The sequence below is a fragment of the Blastomonas sp. 34TW genome, from assembly GCF_059803595.1.
Genome location: NZ_JAPFGW010000022.1, coordinates 11,325 through 37,449, shown reverse-complemented (window position 1 = coordinate 37,449; position 26,125 = coordinate 11,325). Strand labels below are relative to the sequence as shown.

Annotated in this window: 23 protein-coding genes and 1 pseudogene; 11 read left to right on the top strand and 13 right to left on the bottom strand. The window is 61.6% G+C overall.

The features are described 5' to 3' along the window. Positions 1-3,598 (top strand): strawberry notch family protein (locus OPU69_RS18875; protein ID WP_498513034.1); only part of this gene is annotated, 3,598 nt, incomplete at its 5' end. A 518-nt stretch (positions 3,599-4,116) separates the two neighbouring features. On the opposite strand, the gene OPU69_RS18870 is transcribed toward OPU69_RS18875, so the two are convergent. The 9 genes from OPU69_RS18870 to OPU69_RS18830 form a co-directional block, all read right to left on the bottom strand. Next, positions 4,117-4,644: a YybH family protein gene (locus OPU69_RS18870; protein ID WP_498513032.1), complete on the bottom strand. Its 528-nt coding sequence runs from the start codon at positions 4,642-4,644 to the stop codon at positions 4,117-4,119. A gap of 31 nt (positions 4,645-4,675) precedes the next feature. Beyond that, complete coding sequence (locus tag OPU69_RS18865; RefSeq protein ID WP_498513030.1) at positions 4,676-5,599, bottom strand: CopD family protein; 924 nt, start codon at positions 5,597-5,599, stop codon at positions 4,676-4,678. Positions 5,600-5,606: 7 nt separating this feature from the next. After that, a complete protein-coding gene (gene copC / locus OPU69_RS18860; RefSeq protein ID WP_498513028.1) occupies positions 5,607-5,963 on the bottom strand; it encodes a copper homeostasis periplasmic binding protein CopC in 357 nt (118 codons plus the stop codon). 49 nt (positions 5,964-6,012) lie between these two features. Beyond that, positions 6,013-6,756 (bottom strand): copper resistance protein B, encoded by a 744-nt coding sequence (locus tag OPU69_RS18855; RefSeq protein WP_498513026.1) that lies wholly within the window; start codon positions 6,754-6,756, stop codon positions 6,013-6,015. Between the two features lie 356 nt (positions 6,757-7,112). Continuing rightward, positions 7,113-8,975, bottom strand: a complete 1,863-nt coding sequence (locus OPU69_RS18850; RefSeq protein WP_498513024.1) for a copper resistance system multicopper oxidase — start codon at positions 8,973-8,975, stop codon at positions 7,113-7,115. Between the two features lie 6 nt (positions 8,976-8,981). Then, positions 8,982-9,554: an RNA polymerase sigma factor gene (locus OPU69_RS18845; RefSeq protein WP_069052091.1), complete on the bottom strand. Its 573-nt coding sequence runs from the start codon at positions 9,552-9,554 to the stop codon at positions 8,982-8,984. Then, on the bottom strand, positions 9,551-9,988 hold the full coding sequence (locus OPU69_RS18840; RefSeq protein ID WP_069052090.1) for a Spy/CpxP family protein refolding chaperone: 438 nt from the start codon (positions 9,986-9,988) through the stop codon (positions 9,551-9,553). Before OPU69_RS18840 ends, OPU69_RS18845 begins: the two co-directional genes overlap by 4 nt. Beyond that, positions 9,985-10,242, bottom strand: coding sequence for a hypothetical protein (locus OPU69_RS18835; protein ID WP_150126407.1), 258 nt, complete (start codon positions 10,240-10,242; stop codon positions 9,985-9,987). The genes OPU69_RS18840 and OPU69_RS18835 overlap by 4 nt, the downstream gene beginning before the upstream one ends. A gap of 46 nt (positions 10,243-10,288) precedes the next feature. Continuing rightward, positions 10,289-10,696, bottom strand: a complete 408-nt coding sequence (locus tag OPU69_RS18830; RefSeq protein WP_069052088.1) for a MerR family transcriptional regulator — start codon at positions 10,694-10,696, stop codon at positions 10,289-10,291. Between the two features lie 73 nt (positions 10,697-10,769). On the opposite strand from OPU69_RS18830, the gene OPU69_RS18825 reads away from it, so the two are divergent. Next, positions 10,770-11,507, top strand: coding sequence for a MauE/DoxX family redox-associated membrane protein (locus OPU69_RS18825; RefSeq protein ID WP_498513021.1), 738 nt, complete (start codon positions 10,770-10,772; stop codon positions 11,505-11,507). Between the two features lie 16 nt (positions 11,508-11,523). On the opposite strand, the gene OPU69_RS18820 is transcribed toward OPU69_RS18825, so the two are convergent. Then, a complete protein-coding gene (locus OPU69_RS18820; RefSeq protein WP_054136639.1) occupies positions 11,524-11,871 on the bottom strand; it encodes a cation transporter dimerization domain-containing protein in 348 nt (115 codons plus the stop codon). Positions 11,872-12,034: 163 nt separating this feature from the next. Then, the gene (locus OPU69_RS18815; protein ID WP_498513018.1) at positions 12,035-12,670 is read right to left on the bottom strand and encodes a cation efflux transmembrane domain-containing protein; all 636 of its coding nucleotides are present in this window, start codon (positions 12,668-12,670) and stop codon (positions 12,035-12,037) included. A gap of 182 nt (positions 12,671-12,852) precedes the next feature. On the opposite strand from OPU69_RS18815, the gene OPU69_RS18810 reads away from it, so the two are divergent. Then, positions 12,853-13,281, top strand: coding sequence for a MerR family transcriptional regulator (locus OPU69_RS18810; protein ID WP_498513016.1), 429 nt, complete (start codon positions 12,853-12,855; stop codon positions 13,279-13,281). Positions 13,282-13,570: 289 nt separating this feature from the next. Here OPU69_RS18810 and OPU69_RS18805 read toward each other — a convergent pair whose 3' ends face one another. Together OPU69_RS18805 and OPU69_RS18800 are read right to left on the bottom strand one after the other, a co-directional pair. Continuing rightward, a complete protein-coding gene (locus OPU69_RS18805) occupies positions 13,571-14,377 on the bottom strand; it encodes a DUF3703 domain-containing protein (protein ID WP_498513014.1) in 807 nt (268 codons plus the stop codon). Further along, positions 14,374-15,000: a cation efflux transmembrane domain-containing protein gene (locus OPU69_RS18800; RefSeq protein ID WP_069052215.1), complete on the bottom strand. Its 627-nt coding sequence runs from the start codon at positions 14,998-15,000 to the stop codon at positions 14,374-14,376. Before OPU69_RS18800 ends, OPU69_RS18805 begins: the two co-directional genes overlap by 4 nt. 83 nt (positions 15,001-15,083) lie before the next feature. Here OPU69_RS18800 and OPU69_RS18795 point away from each other — a divergent pair, with 83 nt between their 5' ends. The 8 genes and pseudogenes from OPU69_RS18795 (at position 15,084) to OPU69_RS18760 (ending at position 26,125) form a co-directional block, all read left to right on the top strand. Beyond that, a complete protein-coding gene (locus OPU69_RS18795; protein WP_082382295.1) occupies positions 15,084-15,254 on the top strand; it encodes a MerR family DNA-binding transcriptional regulator in 171 nt (56 codons plus the stop codon). A 625-nt stretch (positions 15,255-15,879) separates the two neighbouring features. Next, positions 15,880-17,193, top strand: coding sequence for a TolC family protein (locus tag OPU69_RS18790; protein WP_054135016.1), 1,314 nt, complete (start codon positions 15,880-15,882; stop codon positions 17,191-17,193). A 9-nt stretch (positions 17,194-17,202) separates the two neighbouring features. Next, positions 17,203-18,384: an efflux RND transporter periplasmic adaptor subunit gene (locus tag OPU69_RS18785; RefSeq protein WP_498513038.1), complete on the top strand. Its 1,182-nt coding sequence runs from the start codon at positions 17,203-17,205 to the stop codon at positions 18,382-18,384. Between the two features lie 4 nt (positions 18,385-18,388). Then, positions 18,389-21,616, top strand: coding sequence for an efflux RND transporter permease subunit (locus OPU69_RS18780; protein ID WP_498513012.1), 3,228 nt, complete (start codon positions 18,389-18,391; stop codon positions 21,614-21,616). A 79-nt stretch (positions 21,617-21,695) separates the two neighbouring features. Then, positions 21,696-22,052 (top strand): hypothetical protein, encoded by a 357-nt coding sequence (locus tag OPU69_RS18775; protein ID WP_498513010.1) that lies wholly within the window; start codon positions 21,696-21,698, stop codon positions 22,050-22,052. 104 nt (positions 22,053-22,156) lie between these two features. Then, positions 22,157-22,689: pseudogene (locus OPU69_RS18770) on the top strand (cation efflux transmembrane domain-containing protein). Continuing rightward, on the top strand, positions 22,689-25,205 hold the full coding sequence (locus tag OPU69_RS18765) for a heavy metal translocating P-type ATPase (protein WP_069052083.1): 2,517 nt from the start codon (positions 22,689-22,691) through the stop codon (positions 25,203-25,205). The pseudogene OPU69_RS18770 and the gene OPU69_RS18765 overlap by 1 nt, the downstream one beginning before the upstream one ends. Then, positions 25,202-26,125, top strand: coding sequence for an NAD(P)/FAD-dependent oxidoreductase (locus OPU69_RS18760; protein WP_069052213.1), 924 nt, complete (start codon positions 25,202-25,204; stop codon positions 26,123-26,125). Before OPU69_RS18765 ends, OPU69_RS18760 begins: the two co-directional genes overlap by 4 nt.

Below are 26,125 nucleotides of genomic sequence, written 5' to 3'. Positions count from 1 at the left end.
GGGGCGGATCGTCGCGATCATGCCGGACTGGTTCACGACCAGCGCAAAGCTGGCGAAAATCTACGAAGACACCTTTGCCTCTTGCACGGTCCGCACATCCATCCGCCTTGATAAATGCTATCACAAGCAGGGCACCAGCGTGGCCGTGCGCTTGTACGTGATCGACAAGATCCCGGGGCAGATCAGACCAGCAGTTTTGGCGCGGCAGACAGTTGCAGACGTCGCGTCTGCGGTTCCAATCATCAAACGCGTGACAGTCCAGCCCGACTGCGAACCGCGCGCGGTGCCGCCGACAGCAAAGCCGGGTGCGCTCTTCAAAGCCATGCGGGCAACGCCCATCACAAAGCCCGTCAGGGCGAGGGCAGCCCAAGCCCCCAAGATCGAAGCACTGGCGTTCAGTACCCTGGACAAGCCGCGCGTGCTCGGTGAGCAAAGCGGGGTCTACATCCCGTACCGGCCAAGCCGGGTCGACATTGTTGGCGCACGCGAGCATCCGACGCCGCTCGTCGAAAGCGTGGCCATGGGCTCGATCCCGGCACCTATCCCGGATTATGTCCCGGCGCTGCAGGACCGGGTCCTTCAGGAAAGCCTGCTCTCCGAGGCCCAGATCGAAACTGTCATCTATGCCGGGAACGCTTGGCAGCAGTATCTGCCGGGCCTGTTCGTTCCGGCTGAGGAAGGCGTTGGCCTGCAACTCGACGAGCAAGGGCGTGCCTACCGCAAAGGCTATTTCCTCGGCGATGGCACGGGGGCAGGGAAGGGCAGACAGATCGCCGCTTGCATCCTTGATGGCTGGCTTGCTGGACGCCGCAAGGCCATCTGGGTCTCGAAGAACGAGAGCTTGCTTGAGGATGCGCGCCGCGACTGGAGCGCCATCGGCGGCCTTGCTGCCGACATTCAGCCGCTTTCGAACTGGAAGATCGATCAGGCGGTTCCGTTTCGCGAAGGGATCCTGTTCGTCACTTACCCGACCCTTCGCAGCCAGCGCCAGGACGCCACCCGCCTGAAGCAGCTGCTCGATTGGGCGGGCGAGGATTTCGACGGTGTCATCGCCTTCGATGAGAGCCACGAGATGGGCGGGGTAGCAGGAGGCGAGGGCGCCCGCGGCACGAAAAGCGGATCGCTGCAGGGCATCGCCGGCGTGCTGCTGCAAAACAATCTGCCCGATGCCCGGGTTCTCTACGCCTCTGCGACTGGGGCCTCGGAAGTCAACAACCTTGCCTATGCCGTACGCCTCGGTCTGTGGGGGCCCGGCACTGCGTTTGCCAACAGGGAAGATTTCATCAGCCAGATCAGGGCAGGGGGCATCGCTGCGATGGAACTCGTGTCGCGAGACCTCAAGGCACTGGGCCTCTATCAGGCGCGCGCGCTTAGCTTTGCAGGCGTCGAATACGAGATCCTGAAACATGATCTGACCGCCGAACAGATCGCCGTCTACGACACTTATGCCGACGCCTGGGCGATCATTCATCAGAACCTTGAGGAGGCGCTGGAGCTGACCGGCGTGGTTGATGAAATCGACGGCACAACGCTCAACAGCGGTGCGAAAGCCGCAGCGCGAAGCCGGTTTGAAAGCACCAAGCAGCGGTTCTTCAACCAGCTGCTCCTGTCGATGAAGCTGCCAACGCTGATTGCGGCCATCAACCTCCATCTGGACCGCGATGAGGTGGTTGTCGTCCAACTGGTTTCGACCGCCGAAAGCATCCTCGATCGCCGTCTCGACAGCCTCTCGCCAGAAGAGCGCGCGGAGCTTGACCTCGACCTCAGCCCGCTCGACGCCGTGATCGAGTACCTTGAGCGCGCCTTCCCCACGCAACAGATGCAAGTATTCGTCGATGATACCGGCACCCAGCGCTCTGCACCGATGTTTGACGAGGAAGGCCGTCCAGTCCACAATCAGACTGCGATCGCCCGCCGCAGCGAGATGATCGAGCATCTGTGCGCCATGCCGCCAATCAAGCCAGCGCTGGACGGGATCATCGAGCACTATGGACCGGAGAAGGTCGCCGAGGTGACCGGGCGCAGCAAGCGGCTCATAGTCCAGAGCGACGGCCAGCAGAGGCTCGAGACCCGCTCGCCGCGGACAAACCAGTCCGAGACCGACCAGTTCATGGATGGCAGGAAGCCGATCCTTGTCTTCAGCGACGCGGGCGGCACAGGGCGGTCCTATCACGCCAGCCTTGACGCAGCTTGCCAGAAGCGGCGCATCCATTTCCTGCTTGAGCCGGGGTGGCGAGCCGACCGCGCCATCCAGGGGCTGGGCCGAACGCACCGGACCCATCAGGCCAACACACCGCTGTTCCGGCCTGTGACCACCAACTGCAAAGGGGAACTGCGGTTCACCAGCACCATTGCGCGCAGGCTCGACAGCCTGGGGGCGCTGACCCGGGGCCAACGCCAGACGGGCGGCCAGAACCTCTTTGACCCTGCCGACAATCTCGAAAGCGAATATGCCAAGGCGGCTCTCTCGACCTGGTTTGCCTTGCTGGCGGACGGCAAGCTCAAGAGCGCAACGCTGATCGATTTCCAGCGCCGTAGCGGGCTGAAGATTGTCTCCGAAGACGGCATTCTCGAAGAGGACCTTCCGCCGATCCAGCGCTGGCTCAATCGCATCCTCGCACTGCCGATCGGAATGCAGAATGCGATCTTCGAGGAATTCCTAGGGTTGGTGGAAGCGCGGGTGTCGGCTGCGCGCGAGGCCGGTTCGCTCGATGTTGGCGTCGAGACCCTGCGGGTCGAACAGGCCGAGGTTGTCGAAGACATAGTCCTGCGGACCGACGAGCGAACCGGTGCCACCTCGCATTTGCTGCAGCTGGCTCTCAAGACGAGAGCGCGGCCGATCTCCCTTGAGCGTGTCCTTGAGCGCCGCGACTACGCTGACGGCTGTATTCTGCTCCAAAACACCAAGAGCGGGAAAGCAGCCCTGGCCGAACCTTCGCGGCACTTCATGACTGAGCAAGGCGAGCTGATCAGGCGAGTTATCCTCCACCGTCCCCTGCGGCGGGAATACCACCACTTCGATGACCTTGCGGAATCGGCCTGGGAAGAAGCTCCGCGCCGGACTTTCGAGAAGCTGTGGCACAGCGAGGTTGCGGAGCTTGCCGAACGGCTCACGACAGAAACCGTGTACCTCGCAACGGGACTTCTCCTGTCGATCTGGTCGAGCCTGCCTATCGACTATCTGGAGGTCCGGCGCATCGTGGACGAGGAGGGCAGAAGCTGGCTCGGCCGCATGGTCCACGAACTCGACGTGGCGAAGCTGCTCGAGAAGTTCGATATTGCCTCCACCGTTGAACTGAGCCCGGATACGATCGTCAGGGCGCTCGGCGAAAGCCGGACAGTCCCAATCATGCAGCCGTTCGAGGCGACCATCAAATGCTCTCGCGTGGCAGGCGAGCAGCGCTACGAAATCGTCGGGGCGCCTGTCGATCAGCTGCCTTGGCTGAAGAGCATTGGATGCTTCACGGAAATCATCTCGTTTCGTACCCGGGTGTTTATTCCGGTAGAGGCAGCGCCGTCTGTCATAAGCGGACTGTTTCGAGCATGTGGAGCAGCAATGCCGGAGCCATCGATGCCGACGTTCTCGGTTGAGCCCTAACGCCCCACAGTTTTCCTCTCGCTATGCACCATCTGCGCAGCATGAAATGGCGATATGTGGGATAAATCTGCCGGAGCCATATGCCGTTGAGATGGCAGGGTTTACCACAAACGGACCTCACTTGCAGGAGTGCTGAATGGCGTTTGCTCTGGATTGCCTTGAAAGTCGCCTTTCTACTTTGTGAACAGAGTAGCAGTCGCCCCACCCGTGAATAGGTGGATTGTTCATTATGCTATTCGCTGACAGCTATACGCGAGCGCTGGTCCTTTTGATCTTTTCACAAGTAGATGACTTCTGGCTTCTATGGCAGCTCGTTAGTTGGGATCGAGGGTGGAAGGACAACACCGCTAAACCGTTTATGACCTCTTCGCCTCAAAATGAGCTTCGCGCACAAAACCCACCGCTGGGCCGCTCGTGTAGCCGCACGGGCAAAGCTTGGTCTTCGCGCCCGCTAAGTCGCTGTGGGTCATATCACTCGCGATCTCATATCTCCTGCCCGATGTGAAACGAAGGTCAGGTCAGGATATGTCGGCCGACGACCAGTGAATGTGTACAATACGCCATTGCCCATTCACCTGCCGGAGCATCATCGTCTCGACCGACCGGCTGTTGATCGCACGCGTGCGATACGTCCCGGTCACCGTTTCGACACTCATGACCCAGGCCATATCGCCTTGCATACTATGCGTGCGGCTGACCAGGGTTCGAGCCACTGCGGCGCTGAAGGCAGCATCGGCTTCCAGATGATGGCTGGCATATTCGGCGCGGCTGTTTTCAACGCCGCCAGATTCGAAAATAACGACGTCTTCAGAAAGGTGCATCAGCGCTGCGTCCGTATCGCCGCTGGCAAGTGCAGCATGAAACGCCATGACAGTTCCGACCGGTGTTGCCGCGTCGATCGTGGCGCTCGGAACTCCTGAGACCGGCATTCGCGGCGCATCGTGCGCCCCGGGATGCGCAGCCGTCAGACTTAGCCCGATCGCCACGATAGCAGCGAGGAGCGCCGCGCGTCGCCCTGCCAATTGACCCACTTCACCCTTGAGCATGACCTTGTTCCTCCCTGTGTCCCGTTTGCATTTACATCATCATTGGCGACATCGTGCCCAGGACCGCAACCAGTCCGATTACACCGCCGGCCAGCAACAGCTCGCCTGCCAGGCTTCTGCGAAGGCGCGACAATGCGTTTAAGGGCTCCGCAGTCTCGCGGCGTTGGTCGAAAACCGCCCGTCGTCCGATCGAGGCGTTATGCGCGCCGAATGCCAGCATGATGCCAACCAACAGGACCTTGGCGATCAACAAGATGCCATAAGGCATGGTCAAAACCGCCACGCTGTTCTCCAGTCCAAAGATCAACTGCGCGTTGATCACGCCCGTCAGTGCAGCTGCAGCGACCAGGCCGACGCCTAGCGGCGCGAACGCGTGCATCACGCGAAGCAGCGGCAAGGCAGGGATGAGATCGGGTTGCCGATGGGCTTTGGCCGTAAGCATCAGGAACCAACATATTGCGCCCAGCCACAGGCTGGTCGCCAGCAGATGGACGCCATTGTTCAAGCGGTGGAACAGACCCAATCCGCCTTCAGTCGAAGCCGCATGGCCGCTCCAGCCAAGCGTCAGCAATGCGCCAGCGAAGCACATGACCGCGATCAGCGTGGCTTGCCTCCCTGCCCGGCGTGCCAGCAGTGCGCAAAGGCCGGCAATCAGCAGCGCAAGACGTATCAGAAACGCCATGCCCATCTCGGTGCCGATGATCATCGCCTCGACCATTGGCCAGTCGAGCGAAGTAATCGGCGCGCCCATCATCGCTGCAATAGACACCAGCATCAGCGCGATTGATAGCAGCGGCGCAGAAATGGCGACGAGGGTCAAAGCAGCCATGCCCTCACCCTGCGACACCCACTCCAGGTGCCGCAGCTTTAGCAGCCGAAACGCCGTCCAACCGAACAGGCCGAGCAGCGCACCATAATGCGCAAGGCGCAACCCCTGTTCGGCCAGACCCCCCACGCTGAGATCAGCTGACGATGAAGTTGACGGTGCCGTTCATGCGATGCCCATCAGCTCCCGCGGCCTGCCAGCGCACCTCATAGGTTCCGGCGCGCAGCGGCTGCCGCAGGGTGAGCGTCATGGTCTTGTTGCCATTGCTCCAGGCCGTCGTGAAATTGCGGATCACCATCTCGCCGTGGTTCGCCATCCCGGGCATTGCGGTCATGACGATGCTGGCGGCGGCGGTCGGCGGCAACAGAGCTTCGCTGAATGTGAGGGTCACCGCCCGCGGGCGCGCAACGGTTGCGCCCTCAGCAGGAGTCGAAGCCACGACGCGCGTGTGTGCGAGCGCGATCGACGGGGCCGCAAGCGGCGCAGCGATCATGGCAATTGCGGCGAGGAGAGATGCGAATTTCATGGGGTATTCCTTTACTTCAAAACCAGAAACGGATGCCGACGAGATAGTTCGTTACGCTGGGATCCTCGCCGCGTGCGCGGGCGTAATCGGCGCTGCCGCCGAGCCGCCAGCTTTGTTCGATGCCGATATAGGGGGCAAACTCGCGGATGAATTCGTAGCGCAGCCGCACGCCGACCTCGACTGAGTCGATGCCTGACCCGACCCCGAGGCGCGGAATGTCCTGCGCCGACAGGTTCACCTCGGCGCGCGGTTGCAAGATCAGACGCTGCGTGATCCGCTGGTCGACCTCGCCCTCTATCCGCGCCGTGAGATCGCCGCGCTGTGACAGAAACAATGCGGCGTCGACTTCGAACATGTAGGGCGAAAGCCCTTGCACGCCGATCACGGCATGTGTGGTGTCGGGTCCGCCGAGGTCTTGCCGCACGCCCGCCTGCAGATCCCAGAAGGGCGCAATGGCCCGGGCGTAAAGTGCCTGAACCTCGGCTTGTTCAATCGGTTCGCCGAACGTGCCTTCACCTTCGCTCTTGAACCACAGTCGGCTCGTCGGGCCACCATAATAGCCCTGAAGATCCCACAGATAGCCCTCACGGCCGTCGCGCACCTGCGTCTCGAAACGATCTCCCTGGAACCAGAAGACCGGGAAATCGCCGTGGGTACGTTGGAGATCCTCGCGCGACGCCCGCATCGCGTCGGCGCCCCAAATGGCATCGGCAGCGCGCGGTGGACCGCTTCCGGCCTCAGGTGGCGGCGGGGTTTCCATGCCTGGTCCAGGCGATGCCGACGCTCCGTCGTCCATCATGCCGTGGCCCATGCCAGCCATCGGATCGGCAGGCGCAGCCGGCCCACCCGTCATGTCATGGCCCGCGTGAGGGTCGACTGGCTCAGCGGTCGCAGGCTGCTCAGGTATGACGTGCCCCGCGTGCGGATCGACCCGATCAGGCGCGGGCGTGGCCGGCGCCGCCGGCATGTCGTGCCCGGCATGGGGATCGGCGGGCGCTGGAGCAGGTGTCGGCGCTGGCGCTGGCGCAGGCATTGGATGCCCTTGATGCTGCGCGAAGGCCGGAACGGAGATCAACGCGCTCCCGAGCAGGGCCGCTGACAGGACAGACCGCACGCTCATGCGCCGCCGCCCGGACCGACCACGGTCACGGTCTGCATCATCCCGCCATGCATGTGATACATCAGGTGACAGTGAAATGCCCAGTCGCCGGGTTCGTTGGCGGTGAGATCAAATTGCGCGCTTGCGCCGGGCTGGACGATGACGACGTTCTTGCGCGGCTGATGCGCAGCGCTTTCCCCGTTGACCAGTTCGAAGAACATGCCGTGCAGGTGGATCGGGTGCGCCATCATCGTGTTGTTGATGAGCTTCACCCGTACCCGCTCGTTCCAGGCAAAGCGGATCGGTACATCGCTGACGGCCGAATACATCCGCCCGTCGAACGACCACATGTAGCGCTCCATGTTGCCGGTGAGGTGGAGTTCGAGCAATCGCGATGGCTCGCGCGTGTCCCGATTGGGCTCGAGCGCGGTGAGCATCCGATAATTGAGCACGCGGTGCGGCATATCACGCAGGCCAAGGCCGGGATCGCCCATTTTGTCCGTCGGTGCCATCGACACCATGTCGATCCCCGGACCAATCGCCACATCAGGCGGTAGCAGCGCGGTGTCGCGCATCATCATACCGTCCATGCTCATTCCGCCCATCGCCATCCCGGCCATCGCGTCGTCGCCCGGCGCTGCGGATGTACCATGCCCCATGGCGGCATGATCCGCCGCTCCCACAGCGTCGGCAGCGCTGCCAGTTTGTACGCCGTGATCCATCGTGCCGTGGTCCATCCCACCGGCACCATGGTTCATGCCCATATCGCCCATCGTCAGCAGCGGCGGATCGCGCAGGGCCGGAACCGCAGCGCGCGCGCCGGGGCGACTGGCCAGCATCGCCAGCGCCATGCCGGAACGATCCATGGACTCAGCCACGATGGCATAGGCTTCGTCGCTGCCCGGCGTAACGATCACATCGTAGATCTCGGCAGTGCCGATCTGGAATTCATCAACCTCGACCGGCCGCACGTTCTGGCCATCGGCAGCGATGACCGTCATTGGCAGGCCCGGAATGCGAACATTGAAGAAGCTCTGCGCAGATCCGTTGATGATGCGCAGCCGCACGCGTTCTCCAGCACGGAACAGATATTCCATCCCCTCGGTGGGACCGCGTCCGTTGGCGAGGAAGGTGTAGGTCGGCGCGCCGATATCCATGATATCGGTCGGCATCATCCGCATTTCAGCCCACATCCGCCGTTCTTCGCCCGACATCGGATATTGGTCGGTCCAGGTGCTCAGCTGCCGATTGAAATAGCCCTCACCGGTGCGCAAGCGGCTCATGATAAAATGCGGGTCGAGCGCCGTGAAGTCGCTTAGCAGCAGGATGTAATCGCGATCAAACTGCACCGGCTCGGCCCCTGCCGGATCGATGATCATCGGGCCGTAATGGCCGGACTGCTCCTGCAGGCCCGAGTGGCTGTGATACCAATAGGTGCCCGACTGGCGGATGGGGAACTCGTAGGTGAAGGTCTGGCCCGGTTTGATACCGGGAAAGCTGATGCCGGGCACCCCATCCATGTGGAACGGCAAAAGGAAGCCGTGCCAGTGGACCGATGTGTCGGTCTCCAGGTTATTGGTGACATTGAGGCGGACATTCTGCCCTTCGCGCAGCCGGATCAGCGGGCCGGGCACACTGCCGTTGACGGCAATGCCCGGGCCGCGCCGCCCTTCGACAATGCGGTGGCCGCTGCCAACGGTCAGGTCGATGACATCGCCACTCAGCTCGCCAAAGCCTGCAGGAATACGCGGGCCGCCGCGCCCATGGCTGCCGCTGCGGTGGACGCTGTGACCCTGCGCCCAGGCCGGCATGGCAGCGAAGGCGGATCCCGCGCCAAGGCCGGCGATCAGGTGGCGACGTGTAAGGTTCGGACTGTTCATACGCTTTTATACGCGCGCGTCCGGGCCACCCCTCAAAATGCCCACCAATTTTTGACGCGCGCGCGAAAGCCGCGTCTCGACCGCCTTGACACTGATGCCCAGCGTCGTTGCGGCCTCCTGCTGGCTCAGTCCCTCAACCGTGCACAAAATCAACACGTCTTTCAGCTTGGATGGAAGCTCGGCGATCGCACGGGCTGTCGCTGCAAGCTCGGCGCGGTCTGCAGCAAGTGTTTCCGCCGAGGGCGCATCATCGGCAATCAAGTCCGCCGTGTGATCGGGCATCGGCAGACCGACGAACCGCCTGACCGCGCGGCGACGAGCCCAGTCCCGGCATTTGTTGAGCGTGATGGCACTGATCCAGGCCTTGAAAGGCCGCTCGGGATCATAACGGTTCAGCGCGCCAAATGCGGCGACGAACGTTTCCTGCGCAATATCGAAGGCTTCCTCAGGATCACCCGTCGCGGAGCGCGCAAGCCGGTACACGGTCTCACGGTAGCGCTCGACGAGCGCACGTTGCGCGCCCGACAGGCCAGCCCGCGCGTCGCGTATAAGCGCCGCGTCCAGATTGTCAGAGGTCACTGCGGTTGTGCAGCGAGGCTCTTGCTAACCACTGCATCGAACCGCGCCTGTTGATCGGGACGAAGAATGGCCCGCATCGCGAAAACATGCTCGAGCGTCGCCTTCTGGAGGTCCCCCATCGCATTATGCGTATCGTCCACCGCCGCAGAAACGCGGGGACCATATTCATGTTCAGCGGCAATAGCGTCGCCAAGCAGTGCATTGCTGCGCCTCAGCCGGTCTTCGAGCGCCTCGCGCCGCGCTGCAAACTGGCGCTCCAATGCGGTCAGTTCTTGTTCCTGGGCCGGATCGAGGTCGAGCTCACCATGTATCAAGGCGTGGAGTTCAGCCCCGCCATGGTGCGGTGCGGGTTGAAGCATGCGCCCAAGCCAAACCCCGACCAGCGCGAGCGCAATGATCAGCCCCGCCGCCAAGGCGATACGACGAAGGTTCATTCCTGACCCAGTGCAATCAAGGGCGTAAGCGAAGCCGGCGGCCCGAAGGCAGCCAGGGGCACTTCGGCGCGTGCAGGCACCTGAAGCCCGCCAACGACCCCCATCCCCAGCGACACCACGAGCCCCAATCCGAGCATCGCCCGCGTCTGCCGGACCTCGTTCTGCGCGCGCGCCGCCAGCCTTCCGCCATCAATGGCGGAAAGGTCCGGCACGGGAAGGCTGGCCAATCGGGCGAGATTTGCATCGACGTCCATCAAGAAGCTCCTTTGGAATTGTATACGCAGGCGCGGCAAAAACCCCTCAACTTGCCACCTGCGATCCTGCATTTTCCTGCGGAAAGCTGAAAGCATCGATGATGGGACAGGGTCCGGATTGTTCCAACGCACAGTCGTCGGCGAGCCTGACGAGGGCTCCCCGCATGGTTTGCAAGGTCGCGATTTTCTCATCGAGCGCCGCGATCCGAGCGCGCGCAAGGTCCTGCGCCGCTGTGCGATCGCCGGTATCGAGAGCAAGAAGCGTCGCGATCTCGTCAAGCGTGAAGCCTGCAGTCTGCGCCGAGCGGATCGATTGCAAACGGCCAAGATCGCTGCGCGTGTAGCGGCGTGGCCCCTCATGCCGCGCAGGCTGCGGCAGCAATCCGCGCCGCTGATAATAGCGGATCGTCTCGACGTTGACTCCGCCTGCGCGGGCAAGTTCACCAATTTTCATTTTAGCCCTTGATCCCGTACCATGGTACGGAACCTATATGGGCCGAATTGCAGCGATTCAAAGGAAATCACCAATGCCCTCACCCGCCAAAACCGCCGTGCTCCACCGCATGGTCATGCCCAATCACACATGTCCTTATGGCCTTAAATCAAAGCATCTGCTCAAAACGCGCGGCTACAAGGTGGATGATCGGCACCTCACCACGCGCGAACAAACCGATGCCTTCAAGGCTCAACACGGCGTTGCGACCACCCCCCAAACCTTCATCGATGGTGAGCGTATTGGAGGTCATGACGACCTGCGGCGATTCTTCGGGATCAAGGTCCCTGATCCCAACGCTACCAGCTATCGTCCGATCATCGCGCTCTTCGCCATGACCGCAGCGATGGCAATTGCGGCCGGCATCGCGGTCGATGGCACGGCCCTGAGCATTCGCGTTGCCGAGTGGTTTATCGCGTTCAGCATGTGCGTCTTGGCGCTGCTCAAGCTCCAGAACGTCGACAAGTTTGCGACCATGTTCCTCAATTACGACCTCTTGGCAAAGCGCTGGGTGCCTTATGCGACCCTCTATCCCTTCGCCGAGGGCCTGGCCGGTGTGCTCATGGTTTCAGGCCAGCTCCATTGGATCTCGATACCGGTGGCGCTGTTCATCGGCACGATCGGTGCGATCTCGGTCTTCAAGGCAGTCTATATCGATAAGCGCGAACTCAAATGCGCTTGCGTTGGCCGCGACAGCAATGTGCCGCTCGGCTTCGTCTCATTGACAGAAAACCTGATGATGATCGGCATGGCGCTGTGGATGATGACGTAGGGTAGAAATCGCCAATTCAGCGATGCATTGGCGTTTCATCAGTGCACGGCACAGCTTCTGTCTGGATCGTCACATGATGGATCGCAAACTGCGCTTTCAGCATAACTGTAACGGCGCGCCGCACCGCTTCTGCATCCTCCACGCCGCCAATCGCAACATGCGCGGTTAGGCTGGCATCGTCGCCCGCGACTGACCACAGGTGCAGGTCGTGAACCCCGTTCACGCCCTGCATCTCGGCCATCGCAGTGCGGATGGCTATGAGGTCAAACCCGCGTGGCACCCCTTGCAGGAGGATATGGGCATGAAAACTCCTCAGATCGACGTCAGACTGCGCGAGACCAAGGCAGCCACACGCAGAAGCCATGCAAGTTTAGGGGACGGCGCCGAAGCGGCGGAGCCTACGCCAAAGATCTGAAGTTGACGTCACATTGCACCCACTGGCGCGGCGGATTGCATCTGAGAGACTGCGGCGGAGCCCCAGGTAATCAGGAGCGCGGCAACTAGCCGCCAAAAAAGGCCAAAGGGCGTCATTTGGTCCCTCGCAACTCGCTGCGAGCCTCCCTGATGATTTGCCAAGCTGAACGAAGGAAGATTACGGCGATCACTAGAGCTACAATGATGTCTGGCCATGCACTGCCGAGCCAGAAAACGAGTCCGGCAGCGGCGATCACAGCCACGTTGTTGATCGCATCATTGCGGGAGAATAGCCAAATCGCTCGTGCCTGAGCATCGCCCCCTTCCCGGAAACGAGCCAAGATCATTGCAGCGGTCAAATTCACAGCAAGCGCAGCAATGCCGATGCCTCCCATAAGCTCAGGCTCCGGTGGAATTGCGTAAAGCGTCCGCCAAATTGCCATTCCCATAACTGAGATGCCAAGAGCGCCGAGAAAAAATCCTTGAGTAAGCGCGATCTTGGCTCGTGTAGTCCCCGGCCAGCCGAGAGCTAGTAAGCCCACGAACGTGATCGACCCGTCACCCAGAAAATCTAGGGAATCGGCCTTCAAAGCTTGGCTGTTCGCAAGAAATCCGCCTGCGATCTCGAACAAACCAAAGCTGACATTGAGGATAACGACCCACCAGAGCGCTCGGCGGTATGCCGGGTCAACTTCGGCCCGCTTGGCGTCACCGGTGCAGCCGCAACCATCTGATTCGTTCACATCCATTCGGAGATATTACAACCTCCAGCCGCTGGAGGAGCAAGCTCTTTGTAGACAACGCGAAAAAGATTCGCTGATTAGAATGGCAAGTGGTCCGCGTTAGGTGGCATCTGAATGGCGCTGCATCGAGACGCATCTAGCCAGATCGGGCCAGGCAATTTAGGTGCTCCAGCCAATGGAGGGTCAACATGGCATCTGAAAAAAACCTCATGATCGGCGACTTAGCGTCGGCCACAGGAACAAAGGTCAACACCATCAGATATTACGAGGAGATCGGCCTCATGCGAACCGCAGTTCGAACTGAGTCAGGGCGGCGCACCTTTCTCCCAGCGGATCTCGAGCGCCTGAGATTTATTCGACACGCGAGGAAACTTGGTTTTCAAATAGATGAAATTCGATCGCTGCTAGCTCTGAGCGATAATCCGGTACAGCAATGTAGCGATGTTACCCTGATCACACAAAAGCACTTGGCCAACGTGATTGAAAAGATTTCGCAATTGGAGCTATTGCGGGATGAGCTCGATCGGATCGCTGGATCATGTACTGGCGGCGTTGTGACCGAATGTCGTATCTTAGAGGCCCTAAGCGCTGAGAGTTCGATCATCGCGGTGCGCTGACAACGAGACCTAGAAAGAAAGATTTAGCCCATTTGCCGAACACTAAGCGCTTGAAGAAGTTTCGCGGCCATCCGATAAACGAGTTGATGCCGAAGCATAGACAATAGAGTTGGGATCGGCCCTGTGCCAGAACGACGAAGTTCGCAAGGATGAGCAATTGTTGAAAGATTGGGCTCCTACCTCCGCCCGCGCGGACAATGGCTAGCTGCAATGATCATCGGGCGCGTCTGTCGTTTATCCACCACTAGTATCAAGTCGTATTGTTTCAATTGAAGGCGGCCACGTCCTGTCATGATCGGCCTCGATCATCATGCCGGTCAACTGCGAATCGAAGATCCTCCGGGATTGGTATCCGCGCAAAAGCGCTCACATTTGATCGCCCGGTGTTACCTTCTGGTGGCCGCCCAGTCACCGCGCCAAGTGGGGCCAGAATGATCCGGACCATCTGGCCCAGAACTTCGTTCCAATAGCGCCGTCGGATCGCAAACCCCAGCATGGCGCCATGACTGGCGAGATGTGGGCCAAGATAGGGCTGCGAAACGATATGAACCCGCTCCAGATGGTGCCACGCACGATCATCGTCGCCCGCTTCTACCGCTGACCGGTATGCCGCCATTTCGGCCGCGATCACCCGCCGCGAAGCAAGGCTCTTGGCAAGACCCCGCCAGCGTCGCTGCCTGTGCCAATAGAAGATTTGCGCGAAGGCCCAGATGAACGGGGTCAGGGCTCCGGCCGAAACTTCGACCTCGTCGCTGTAACGCGTCCCGCCGTCCTTATCCGGCGCGACCGTAATCCAATGATCCCACTTCGAGATGATGGCACTATAGCCGTCATCTCGCAGTCGCTTGGGCCACTGGGTGCCCTTAGCTTCGTGCAGGGACGTCACGATCCACTGGGTTCCGAAGGGGATCATTCCGAACAGCCGGAGCTTAATCTGATAGCGCCCGCCGGGCTGAAAGCTCTCGAACGCCGCATCGTCGGCCGGGATGAAGCGCACCAGCGGCCAGGCGATATGCTGCAACAGGCCCGCCGTCTGGACCTCTGCCCAGACAGATTCCGGCTTGAGCGCGATACGTGTCGAACGGGAAACCTTCATGCCGCAACGCTCCCCAACTCACGCCGTGCCTGCCGGACAATCTGGATGCCGCCGCTGATCCCGAGCAGCGCCAGGATCGCTGCAACAATAAGGTCGGGCCGGGCCGTCCCGGTGCCGAACACGCCAAGTGCTGCCGCCATCACGGCGATATTGCCGATCGCGTCATTGCGCGAGCAGATCCAGACCGAGCGCATATTCGCGTCTCCGGTGCGGAAGCGATAGAGCATGATGGCGACACCGGCGTTGGCCGCGAGCGCGAGCGCACCGATGATCCCCATCAATTCAGGCTCGGGTGCAGCGCCGCCGAGCGCCGCCAGAACCGCCGTGATCATCACCCAGCCACCCAGACCGATGAGGGTAAGACCCTTGGCAAGGGCAGCCCGCGCGCGCCATGCCAGCGCCATCCCGGCAACCAGCAGGCTGATCGCGTAATTGGCAGCATCACCGAGAAAATCGAGTGCGTCCGCCTGCAGCGCGCGGCTGTCAGCAGCGGCACCTGCCGCCATCTCGACAGCGAACATGCCGGCGTTGACGCCGAGCGCGATCCACAAAGCCCTGCGCCAGCGCGGGTCATTCAGCGTTGCCGTCGTTCCGCACGCGGCCTTGCAGCAATCATCAGCCATCATCTTGCGTTCTCGACAACTCCCGAGTCGGCACTCTATCTACACCCTGTAGCAACTACAGGGTCAAGCCCGGAGGAGTGGCAATGAAAATTGGCGAGCTCGCGAGCGCCACGGCGACCAAGGTCGAGACCGTGCGCTTTTATGAAAAGACTGGGCTGCTGCCTCCACCCGCACGGACAAGCAACAATTACCGGACCTATCCCAATGAAAAACGCGGCCGCAGTATTTGTATCAATGCTTCGGCCTATGGCTGAGTGATCGCTGATGGGGGATTATTCGCTAATCATTTGGAGAGATTGGTGAATCGATAGGGTGTGTCTATTTAAGACCGGTAAGAGACAAACCCGAAATGGCATGCTGCATTTTGTCCGCTCCGCCATAAATTGAGGGGACGGGGCACGGGTATATCCGGTCAATGCATTTACCAAACTTGGCTCATCCCGCGTAAATTTTGTCATGACAATGTGCACCATCTCGGGTAACGCTCATCCAATGCTGCTCAAAGTATGGTCCCTTTTGCTCATAGTGATCGCGTCATCCTTGATGGTGACGGCGACGGTGCATGCGCAAGAACTGCCAGGGACACTTACGATGGAGTGTAGTGGTGCTGTGCACACCGAAGGTGATGCCGACCAATCGCAGGGTGATTCAGACCAAGCAGTTCCGCATCACCACAGCTCCTGCCACGGCGCTTCCCTTAACGTCCCGGCGAGCGACGGTTTGTCGGCAGTGTATCTTTCTGACATGCGCCCTTCATATGGGTCCGACAGCGCAACTGCGTCGCGCCTAGTCGATCCCGCACTGAGGCCTCCTTCCGCCTGATCTTTTCCGTCAGCCGGCATGTGCTGGCTCGTCGCAATTTGTCAGGATTCCCAGAAAATGAAAAAGATGATCGCGGCCGTGCTGGCCGCGGCGTCCTGCGCATCGCTCGCGCAGGCGCAGGCTCAGTCGCAACAGACGGGTGAGCAGAACGCGAAACCGCCAACTGTGACGCAAACATCCGAACAGCCCTTGCGGTTATTCACGTTAGACGATGCTGTTCTGGCGGCGGGCGGGGCCGCGCCGTCCAACGTAGCAGCCGCCGCAGGCATCGAAGCCGCGCAGGCCGGGCGTGCTGTTGCCGGATTGCGGCCAAACCCGACCTTCCAGGGCCAAATCGAAAATGTTGCCGGTTCCGGGCCTTATACGGGTCTGCGGAGCGCAGAGACGACCGTCGGGGTTGCGATCCCGCTCGAGCTGGGAGGTAAGCGAACTGCACGTATTGCAGTCGCGACTGCGCAGGTGTCACGGGCCGAGTTGCAGGCCGCGATCGCGGCAGCCGATATTCGTGTGCAGGTCACGCAGCTCTACGTCGAAGCGCTCGCGGCTGAACGTCGGTTGATGACGGCGCGAGATCAGGCTCGGATTGCGGCAGAGGTGCTGCGTGGTGCGGGAGTGCGGGTCCAGGCTGGCCGGGCATCGCCACTCGAACAGCAGCGCGCAGATGTGGCGCGTATAAACGCAGATGCTAATGTCGAGCGACTGACCCGCCTCGCGGAAGCGGCGCGGACAAATCTCGCGCGCCGGGTGGGTCGGCCGATCGATGGGGCGCTGGATTCACAACTGCTTGATCGCCTCCCTGTCGCGACCTTCGGACCTGTAGATCCGTCCACAGCGAAAGGTACACTCGCGCTAGCGGCAGCGGATGCCGACTTGGCAATTGCAGACGCTGGCATCGAGCTGGCCCGGGCAAACCGTGTGCCGGACATCAACGTCGGACCAGCGCTACGGAGATTGGAGGCGACTAACGACATAGCGGCAGTCTTCTCGATCTCGATTCCGATCCCTGTGTTCAACAATGGTCGCGCTGCTATTGCCCAGGCAACCGCGGAGCAGACCCGAGCCGAGGCAGTGCGACGCGTGACCGCGCTTGATGTCGAACAGGCAATTACCGACGCGGAAGCGGAAGCAGCAAATGCGGCAACCTCAGCACGCGCAGCAGCCGGTCCCGCCTTGGCGGCAGCCCAGGAAGCCGCAAGGATCGCGCGGATCGGATATCGCGAGGGCAAATTCGGTCAGCTCGATCTTCTCGATGCCGAACGCACGCTGGCCGAAACGCGCGTTGCTGCGATCGATGCGCTCGCCAACTATCAGAATGCCCGCGCCCGTCTTGAGCGGCTTACCGCTCCGGTGCCAGACCAACAGGGGAATTGATCCATGTCTATGTTTATGTCGCGCTCAGTGGCACCGCTGGCCCTCGCCCTCACCCTCAGCCTCGCCGCCTGCGGGGGAGCGAGCGAGCCCGATATTGAAGCTGAAAACGAGACCGCGCCGAAAAACGGCGGCGACGAAAAGGCGGCCGCAGGGAGCCATGCTGATGAAGGCAAGGTCACGCTCAGCGTCGATCAGATAGCAGCAGCAGGCATTCAGGTTGGTCGCCCGACGCTTGGTGGATCAGGCACGATCGAACTGCCGGCTACAATCGAAGGCGATCCACAAGGAACGCAGGTCGTCTCGGCAGCAATCGGTGGCAGGGTCGTTTCTCTGACCCTCAATCTTGGCCAGTCGGTGCGGCGCGGGCAGACGATCGCGGTCATCGAAAGTCGCGAGGTGGCGCAGCTCAAGGGTGAAGTCGAGGCGTCGCGTGCCCGGCTCGCCCTCGCCAATTCAAATCTTGCGCGTGAACAGCGACTATTCGAGCAGCGGGTGTCGCCTGAACAGGATCTGATCGCAGCGCGCACAGCATCTATCGAAGCGAGCATCGCCTATCGGCAGGCCCAAAGCCAGGTATCGGCAGCTGGTGGCGGGGGGGGCGGTCTCAACCGGTTAGGCATCGTCGCACCAATCGGCGGCCAGATCATCGCCCGCCCGGTCGTGCTCGGACAGACGGTCGCGGCCGATGCCGAACTCTACCGCATTGCAAACCTTGGCCGCGTGTCATTGGCGCTGAACCTCAAACCGGAAGACGCTGGCCGGGTGAAGCCGGGCAACACGGTTATGGTGAGCGCGCCAGGCCGACAGTCGAGCGCGCGGATCAGCTTCGTGTCGCCGGCACTCGATCCGCAAACCCGGCAGGTGCCGGTTATCGCGACCCTCGACAATGGGGGCGGACAGTGGAGGGTCGGCGAGCCGGTGACGGCCTCTGTGCAACTTAGCGGCACCGGCGGTGCTGCGAATGCGGCAATCCTCGTGCCGACCACTGCGATCCAGACGGTCGAGGGCAAGTCGGTAGTGTTCGTCCGAACTGCGACAGGATTCCAGGCAACGCCGGTCACGCTCGGCGACGCTGCCGGTGCAACCGTTATCGTTCGCTCCGGCCTCACGGGCCGCGAGCAAATCGCCACTACCGGCAGCTTCACGCTCAAAGCCGAAATCGGCAAGGGCGAAGCGGCGCACGAGGATTGATGCAATGATTGCGCGCATTGTCACATGGGCGGTAGAGAAACGCTGGCTTGTCCTGCTTCTCACTGCCATTGTCACCGTCATCGGTGGCTATTCGCTTTACCGGCTGCCGATCGACGCGGTGCCGGACATCACCAACAACCAAGTGCAAATCAACGTCCGCGCACCCGCCCTCTCGCCCGAACTGGTGGAGAAGCAGGTGTCTTTTCCAATTGAAACCGCCCTCGCTGGTATTCCCGGGGTCGATAACACTCGCTCGCTTAGCCGAAACGGTTTCGCGCAAATCACCGCAGTGTTCGATGATTCAACGGACATCTATTTCGCCCGCCAACAAGTCGGTGAGCGGTTGCAGGGCGTCGCAGAAACGCTTCCCAATGGCGTAAACCCCGAAATGGGGCCGATCGCTACGGGTCTTGGCGAAGTCTATATGTGGACCGTCCGGCTCGAACACCGAAAGGATGACGAGCATCGGCCAGGCGAGCCAGGCCAGCAACCGGATGGCAGCTATATTACGCCCGAAGGAGAGCGGCTGACCAGCGCGGAGGACAAGGCGACATATCTTCGCACGGCCCAGGACTGGATCGTCACGCCGCTTTTGAAGAACGTGCCCGGGGTAGCCGGAATCGATTCGATTGGTGGCTATTCTAAGCAATATCTCGTCGTTCCCGACGTGCAGAAGTTAGCGTCGCTCAAAATAACGCTAACCGAACTTGGGACAGCGCTCGAACGCAACAACACAAGTGTTGGCGGCGGTTTCGTCAATCGCAACGGCGAAGGCCTTGCGGTTCGTTCGGACGCGTTGGTGCGCAACGCGGCCGAACTGGCGCGCACCGTCGTTGCGACCCGTGAAGGTGTGCCGATCACGCTCGATCAGGTCGCCAATGTTCGCAATGGTCAAGCGATTCGCATGGGATCGGCATCCGAGAACGGAACCGAGGTCGTTGTCGGCACTGCGATCATGCGGATCGGTGAGAACAGCCGCAACGTCGCCACCGCAGTCGCCGATCGGCTGAAGGAGATCAATGCCTCGTTGCCACCCGACGTTGTGGTGCAGCCGGTTCTTGATCGTACAGCACTGGTCAATTCGACTATCCAGACGGTCGCAAAAAACCTGTCGGAAGGCGCGCTGCTCGTCATAGTCGTGCTGTTTCTGCTGCTCGGCAATTTTCGGGCGGCGCTCATCGCAGCCGCAGTGATCCCAGTTACCATGATGCTGACCGGGTTCGGGATGCTGCGCTTGGGGGTCTCGGCTAACCTCATGAGCCTCGGCGCGCTCGACTTCGGTCTGATCGTCGATGGTGCCGTGATCATCGTCGAAAACGCGCTTAGGCGGCTCGCTGAACAACAGCACCATCAAGGTCGGCTGTTGACGATCAAGGAGCGCCTCGAGGTCGTCGCGACCGCCGCGCGTGAGATGATCCGGCCCTCGGTCTACGGGCAAGCGATCATCATCCTCGTTTATGTTCCGCTGCTTACCCTGACCGGGGTCGAGGGCAAGACGTTCGTACCGATGGCGCTCACTGTCATCATCGCCTTGCTATTCGCATTTGTTCTGTCACTCACCTTTGTGCCCGCTGCGATCGCTATCTGGCTGTCGAAGCGGGTCGAGGAAAACGACGGAAGGATCATTAGCTGGCTCAAGGCTCGCTATGAGCCGGGCCTAGAAAAGGCGATGAAGCAACCCTCGCTCACCATTGGGGCGGGTATCGGCAGCCTCGTTGTCGCAGCATTAGCCTTTACAACGTTGGGATCGGTGTTCCTGCCGCAACTCGATGAGGGAGATTTGCTCATTCAGTCGCTGCGGATCCCCGCGACCTCAGTCCAGCAAAGCCAGGCGATGCAGGTACCAATCGAGCAAATGGTGGCGAAGCAACCGGAAGTGCGGTTTGTCTTCTCCAAAACCGGCACTGCAGAACTGGCATCAGACCCGATGCCGCCCAACGCGACGGACATGTTCGTGATCTTGAAACCCCGCGACGAGTGGCCTGATCCCAAGTTGGCGAAGGCTGATCTGGTCGAGCGACTTGAGACCAAGCTCGGACAGATTCCTGGTAACGCTTATGAGATCACGCAGCCGATCCAAATGCGTTTTAACGAACTGATCGCCGGCGTGCGCGGGGATATCGCGGTCAAGGTGTTCGGCGACGACTTCGCTTCCATGAACCGCACTGCCGAACAGATCGCCGGAGTCCTGCGCAAGACGGAAGGGGCGGTGGACGTAAAGGTCGAACAAACGACGGGTCTCCCGATGCTGGACATTCGCGTCAATCGCGACGCGATGGCGCGAGTCGGCGTCACCGCGCAGGACGTGCAGGATACCATCACTGCTACGCTTGGCGGGCGGGAATCCGGCGTGATCTTCGAAGGTGACAGACGATTTCCGGTCGTCATCCGGCTGTCCGATGCTGAGCGTGCCGATCTCGGGCTTCTGGAACAGGTTCAGGTGCCAGTGTCGGGAGGTGGCTATGTCCCGTTGTCCAGCGTCGCCAGCATTGGCGTCGTTGACGGGCCGAACCAGATTAGCCGCGAGAATGGCAAGCGCCGCGTCGTCGTCCAGGCCAATGTCCGTGGCCGTGATGTCGGCAGCGTGGTGACGGATGCACAGGCTGCCGTCAGGCAGGGCGTGCGCCTGCCGGCGGGCAGCTATCTCGAATGGGGAGGCCAGTTCGAGAATTTGAAGTCGGCCAGCGAGCGGCTGCAGCTCGTTATTCCGGCCTGCTTTATCTTGATCCTCCTGTTGCTCTATGGAGCGCTGGGTTCGGCGCGCGATGCCGCGATCGTGTTCACAGGCGTGCCATTTGCGCTGGTCGGCGGTGTGTTGCTGCTGTTCGCGCGGGGCATGGATTTCTCGATCTCTGCCGCAGTGGGGTTCATTGCACTATCGGGCATCGCGGTCCTCAACGGATTGGTGATGGTCAGTTCGGTCCAGGATCTGATCCGGTCGGGGATGGACCGGGCAGAGGCAGCCCGCACCGGAGCTATCCAGCGATTGCGCCCGGTCGTGATGACGGCGCTCGTCGCAAGCCTAGGATTTGTACCGATGGCATTCGCGAGCGGTGCTGGCGCGGAGGTGCAGAAGCCGCTCGCAACCGTCGTGATCGGCGGTCTGATCTCGGCGACACTGCTGACGTTGTTCGTACTGCCGACCCTTTACGCCCGGTTCGGGCAACAAGCCATGACGGTCGAAAAAGATGATGAGGCGGAAGGGACCGAACCCGCGCCTCAACACGCATGATCGATAGGGGGAGGGTGGCATCCGTCCTTCCCCATCACGTCAAAAAAGGCGGCGTAAGATGCCAGTAACGGAAAATGTTGTGAGCCTCACCGTTGGCGCGGCGCTGATCTTGTCCGCCTGCTCACCGCGGCAAGACAATGGGTCGCCCACCGAACAGGAAATCCACGCGAGAAACAGCGGCGATGCGAGCTGGACGCCTGGTCACCATCCATATCGGTGCAACGACAATCGTACGCTTCTCGTCGATTTCAAGAACGACGGACTGACGATCGAGCTGCGCCGCGATGACAGCGCGGCACCGATCGTACTGAATGCACCTGCGCAGGGGCTCCAATATGTCGGCGACACCATAAGCGCGACCTTTTTCAGCAACTCCATAAGGATCGAGGAAGCGAGCAAGCGTCCGATCCTCTGCAGAAAGGCGACGCGCCAGTGACTACCGGTCCGATAAATAGCGATGTTGATGGCACGGCAAATTCATCCAACCGGCAGGTCCCTGACGAGCGCCGCACCCTCTGGATCGTGTTGCTGCTCAACGCGATGATCGCGTTTGGTTTCTTTGGGACCGGACTTGCTGGCGATTCGAGCGCCCTGATCGAAACGGTGTCGATAACCTGTCCGACACTGCAGTATATGGGCTGAGCCTCGTTGCGCTAAATCGCGGGCGCCAATGGAAGACGCGCGCGGCGAGCGTCTCGGGTGTTATGCTGCTGCTCTTCGCGGGAGGCATCCTGCTCGACGTCGGCCGTCGCTATGTCCAGGGCAGCGATCCGATCGGGCCGACAATGATGGTGATGTCAGCGATCGCCGGGGTTGTGAACTATATCTGTTTGCGATTGCTGCAACGGCTCACACAGCCTGATGTTAATCTGCGCGCTGCGGCCACTTTCAGCTTCAACGATTTCATCTCCAATGGCGGAATCCTGATCGCTGGCGCGCTGGTACTTTGGCTGGGGACGAATTGGCCCGATCTGCTGGTGGGCCTGGCTACCGCTCTTATCGCGCTCAAGGGCGGGATCGAAATTCTGCGCGATGCGCGGGCAGAAACCAATACCAATGCGGAGACGGCGTGATGACCGATAAGCTCGAACTCGATATTCCTGTCCTGCTGCCGGAGGTTCCTGACGCGGCCGATGCCTGTGTCGGGCGTCTCATCTCGATCCTCAGCGCCAAACCCGGCGTCGAGCGCGCGCACGTCCTGCCTGCCGATGGTAACAGTCCGGCGAAGCTCTGCATCCATTTCGATGGGGGGGCGCTGCCGCTGTCACGTGTGCGAGAGATCGTGCGAGTGGCGGGCGCCGATATCAGCGGGCGATACGGCCATGCGACATGGCAGATCGAAGGGATCGGGCACGAACGCCGCGCCCGCACCGTCGGAGAGACCCTGTGCCAGTTGCCCGGCGTGCTGCAGGCCGACGCCAGCGCCTTGGGGAGCGTCCGAGTCGAATATGACAAGGAGCGCATCGACGAAGCGGCAATCCTCGTGGCACTGGTCAAGCTCAAGCTCAAGGTCAAGCCAGGCAAGCGGACCAGCTCCAATTATGCCGGCGATCACGCGGGACACGATCACGGGCCAGGCGGCGATGCCGGAGGCGGTGAAAAGCACGGACCGGGAGATGGTCACGATCATGCGCACGCCAATTTCCTCGGGGCCAATACCGAGCTGATCTTCGCGCTGGCCTGCGGTACAGTGCTGGCGGTCGGCTTCGGACTTGAAAAGTTGGTTGCAGGTGCGCCCGATTGGCTGCCAACAGCCTTCTATGTCGGTGCCTATGTTTTCGGCGGCTTCTTCACGCTGCGCGAGGCAATCGACAATCTGAAGCTCAAGAAATTCGAGATCGATACGCTGATGCTCGTCGCGGCCGCTGGCGCAGCGGCACTCGGTGCCTGGGCGGAAGGCGCGCTGCTGCTGTTCCTGTTCAGCCTCGGCCATGCGCTCGAGCATTATGCGATGGGTCGCGCCAAGCGCGCTATCGAGGCGCTGGCCGAGCTCGCGCCCGCCAAGGCAACGGTGCGCCGTGAAGGACAGACGACGGAAATACCTGTCGAAGAGCTGGTGGTCGGCGACGTTGTGATCGTGCGCCCGAACGAACGCTTACCCGCCGATGGCTTCGTCATCAAGGGGTCGAGCGCGATCAACCAGGCCCCCGTGACCGGAGAGAGCATCCCGGTCGACAAGGAACCAGTCGCCGATGTCGAGGCAGCGCGCGCGAAGCCAGATGCGGTCGATGCGACATCACGGGTGTTCGCCGGCACAATCAACGGCGTTGCCGCGATCGAGATCGAGGTGACACGGCGCTCCAACGAAAGCGCGCTCGCCAAGGTCGTGAAGATGGTGAGCGAAGCGGAGACGCAGAAGTCGCCGACGCAGCGGTTCACCGATCGGTTCGAGCGCGTCTTCGTGCCGGCGGTCCTGGCTCTGTCGTTCATTCTGTTGTTCGCGTGGGTGGTGGTCGACGAGCCGTTCCGCGACAGCTTCTATCGTGCGATGGCGGTGCTCGTTGCCGCCAGTCCTTGCGCGCTGGCGATCGCTACCCCGAGCGCGGTGCTGTCCGGCGTCGCGCGCGCCGCACGCGGCGGCGTGCTGGTGAAGGGCGGCGCCCCGCTCGAAAACCTCGGCTCGCTGAAAGCTATAGCGTTCGACAAAACGGGGACGCTGACGGAAGGCCGGCCCCGCATCACCGATGTCGTGCCCGTCGAGGGGGCGAGCGATGAGGATCTGTTGACGCTTGCCGTCGCGGTCGAGGGCTTGAGCGATCACCCGCTAGCACAGGCGATCGTCAAGGACGGCCTCGACCGCCTGGGTGGACGCGAGCTGCCCGAAGCGACCGATCTCAAGAGCCTGACCGGACGCGGCGTTATCGCGACCGTCGATGGCGAGACGGTATGGATTGGCAAGGCCGAGATGTTCGGCGTGGAGGGCATCCCCACCCTGAACGCGGCCGCGACCGACGCCATCGCGACCTTGCGTGAGAATGGGCGGACGACGATGGTGGTCCGCAAGGGCGATAAGGACATCGGTGCGATCGGGCTGATGGACACCCCTCGCGAGGCAGCCAAGGTCGCGCTCCGGCGTCTGCGCGAGATGGGCATCACCCGGATGATCATGATTTCCGGCGATCACCAGAAGGTGGCCGACGCCATCGCCAGGGATGTGGGGATCGACGAGGCATGGGGCGACCTGATGCCGGAGGACAAGGTTGCCGCGATCAAGAGGCTTGCCGGCGAAGACAAGGTTGCGATGGTCGGCGATGGGGTCAACGATGCGCCGGCGATGGCAAGCGCGACCGTCGGCATCGCGATGGGTGCTGCAGGCTCGGACGTAGCGCTGGAAACGGCCGACGTCGCGCTGATGGCCGACGATCTCGCGCATCTGCCATTTGCGGTAGGGCTGAGCCGCCACACCCGTGGCATCATCCGGCAGAATGTGTTCGTCAGCCTCGGCGTCGTCGCGTTCCTCGTTCCCGCCACGATCCTGGGCTTGGGCATTGGCCCGGCAGTCGCGATGCACGAAGGCTCGACGCTGCTGGTCGTGTTCAACGCGCTGCGGCTGCTGGCCTACCGCGAACTGGAAAAGCAAGCGGCATGACGGCGGATCGCTACGATACATTGATCGTGGGGGGCGGACCGGCAGGGCTCACGGCGGCGATCTACCTTGCCCGTTATCACCGCCGCGTCGTCGTGGTCGACGACGGCCACAGCCGCGCAAAATGGATACCGCTGTCCCACAATCACGCAGGTTTTCCGGACGGGATCGCGGGCCAGGAGTTGCTGCAGCGGATGCGAGAACAGGCGGAACGCTACGGCGCTACGATCGTCACGGACCGCATCGAGACCATCGACGGCAAAGCCGGTGGATTCGAAGCGCGAGGGTCTACCCTGACGCTCGCCGCGCGTACCGTCCTGATCGCGACCGGGGTCGAGAATCGCCGCCCTGCGCTCGATGAAGACACGCACCGCGATGCCTTGCAGCGGGGGATGCTGCGCTATTGCCCGGTCTGCGACGGCTATGAGGCGACCGGGCTAGCTATCGGAGTCATCGGCGCTAATACGCACGGCGTCGCGGAGGCACTGTTTCTGCGCACCTTCTCTGATCGAATCACGCTTGTTGCGCATGGGACGATCGACCTTGATGCCGACGATCGCGCGGCGCTTGCGCGGGCCGGGATAAAGGTCGCGCCCGAGCCGATGGCCCTGATGGACTTTTCAGGCGATCGGGTCGCGCTCCACTTGACCGACGGCAGCGAGCTGCACTTCGACACGGTTTATCCGGCGCTCGGGTCGGACAGCAACAACGCGCTCGCGCGCCAGCTCGGCCTCCAGCTGAGCGACGACCGCTGTATCGTCGTCGATATCAAGCAGCGCGCGAGCGTCCCCGGCGTCTATGCGGCAGGCGATATTGTTACGTCGCTCGATCAGATCAGCGTCGCGATGGGCCACGCGGCGATCGCCGCGACCGCCCTCCACAACGATCTGCGCAACCGCGACGAGGAGGACACGGCGTCGTGA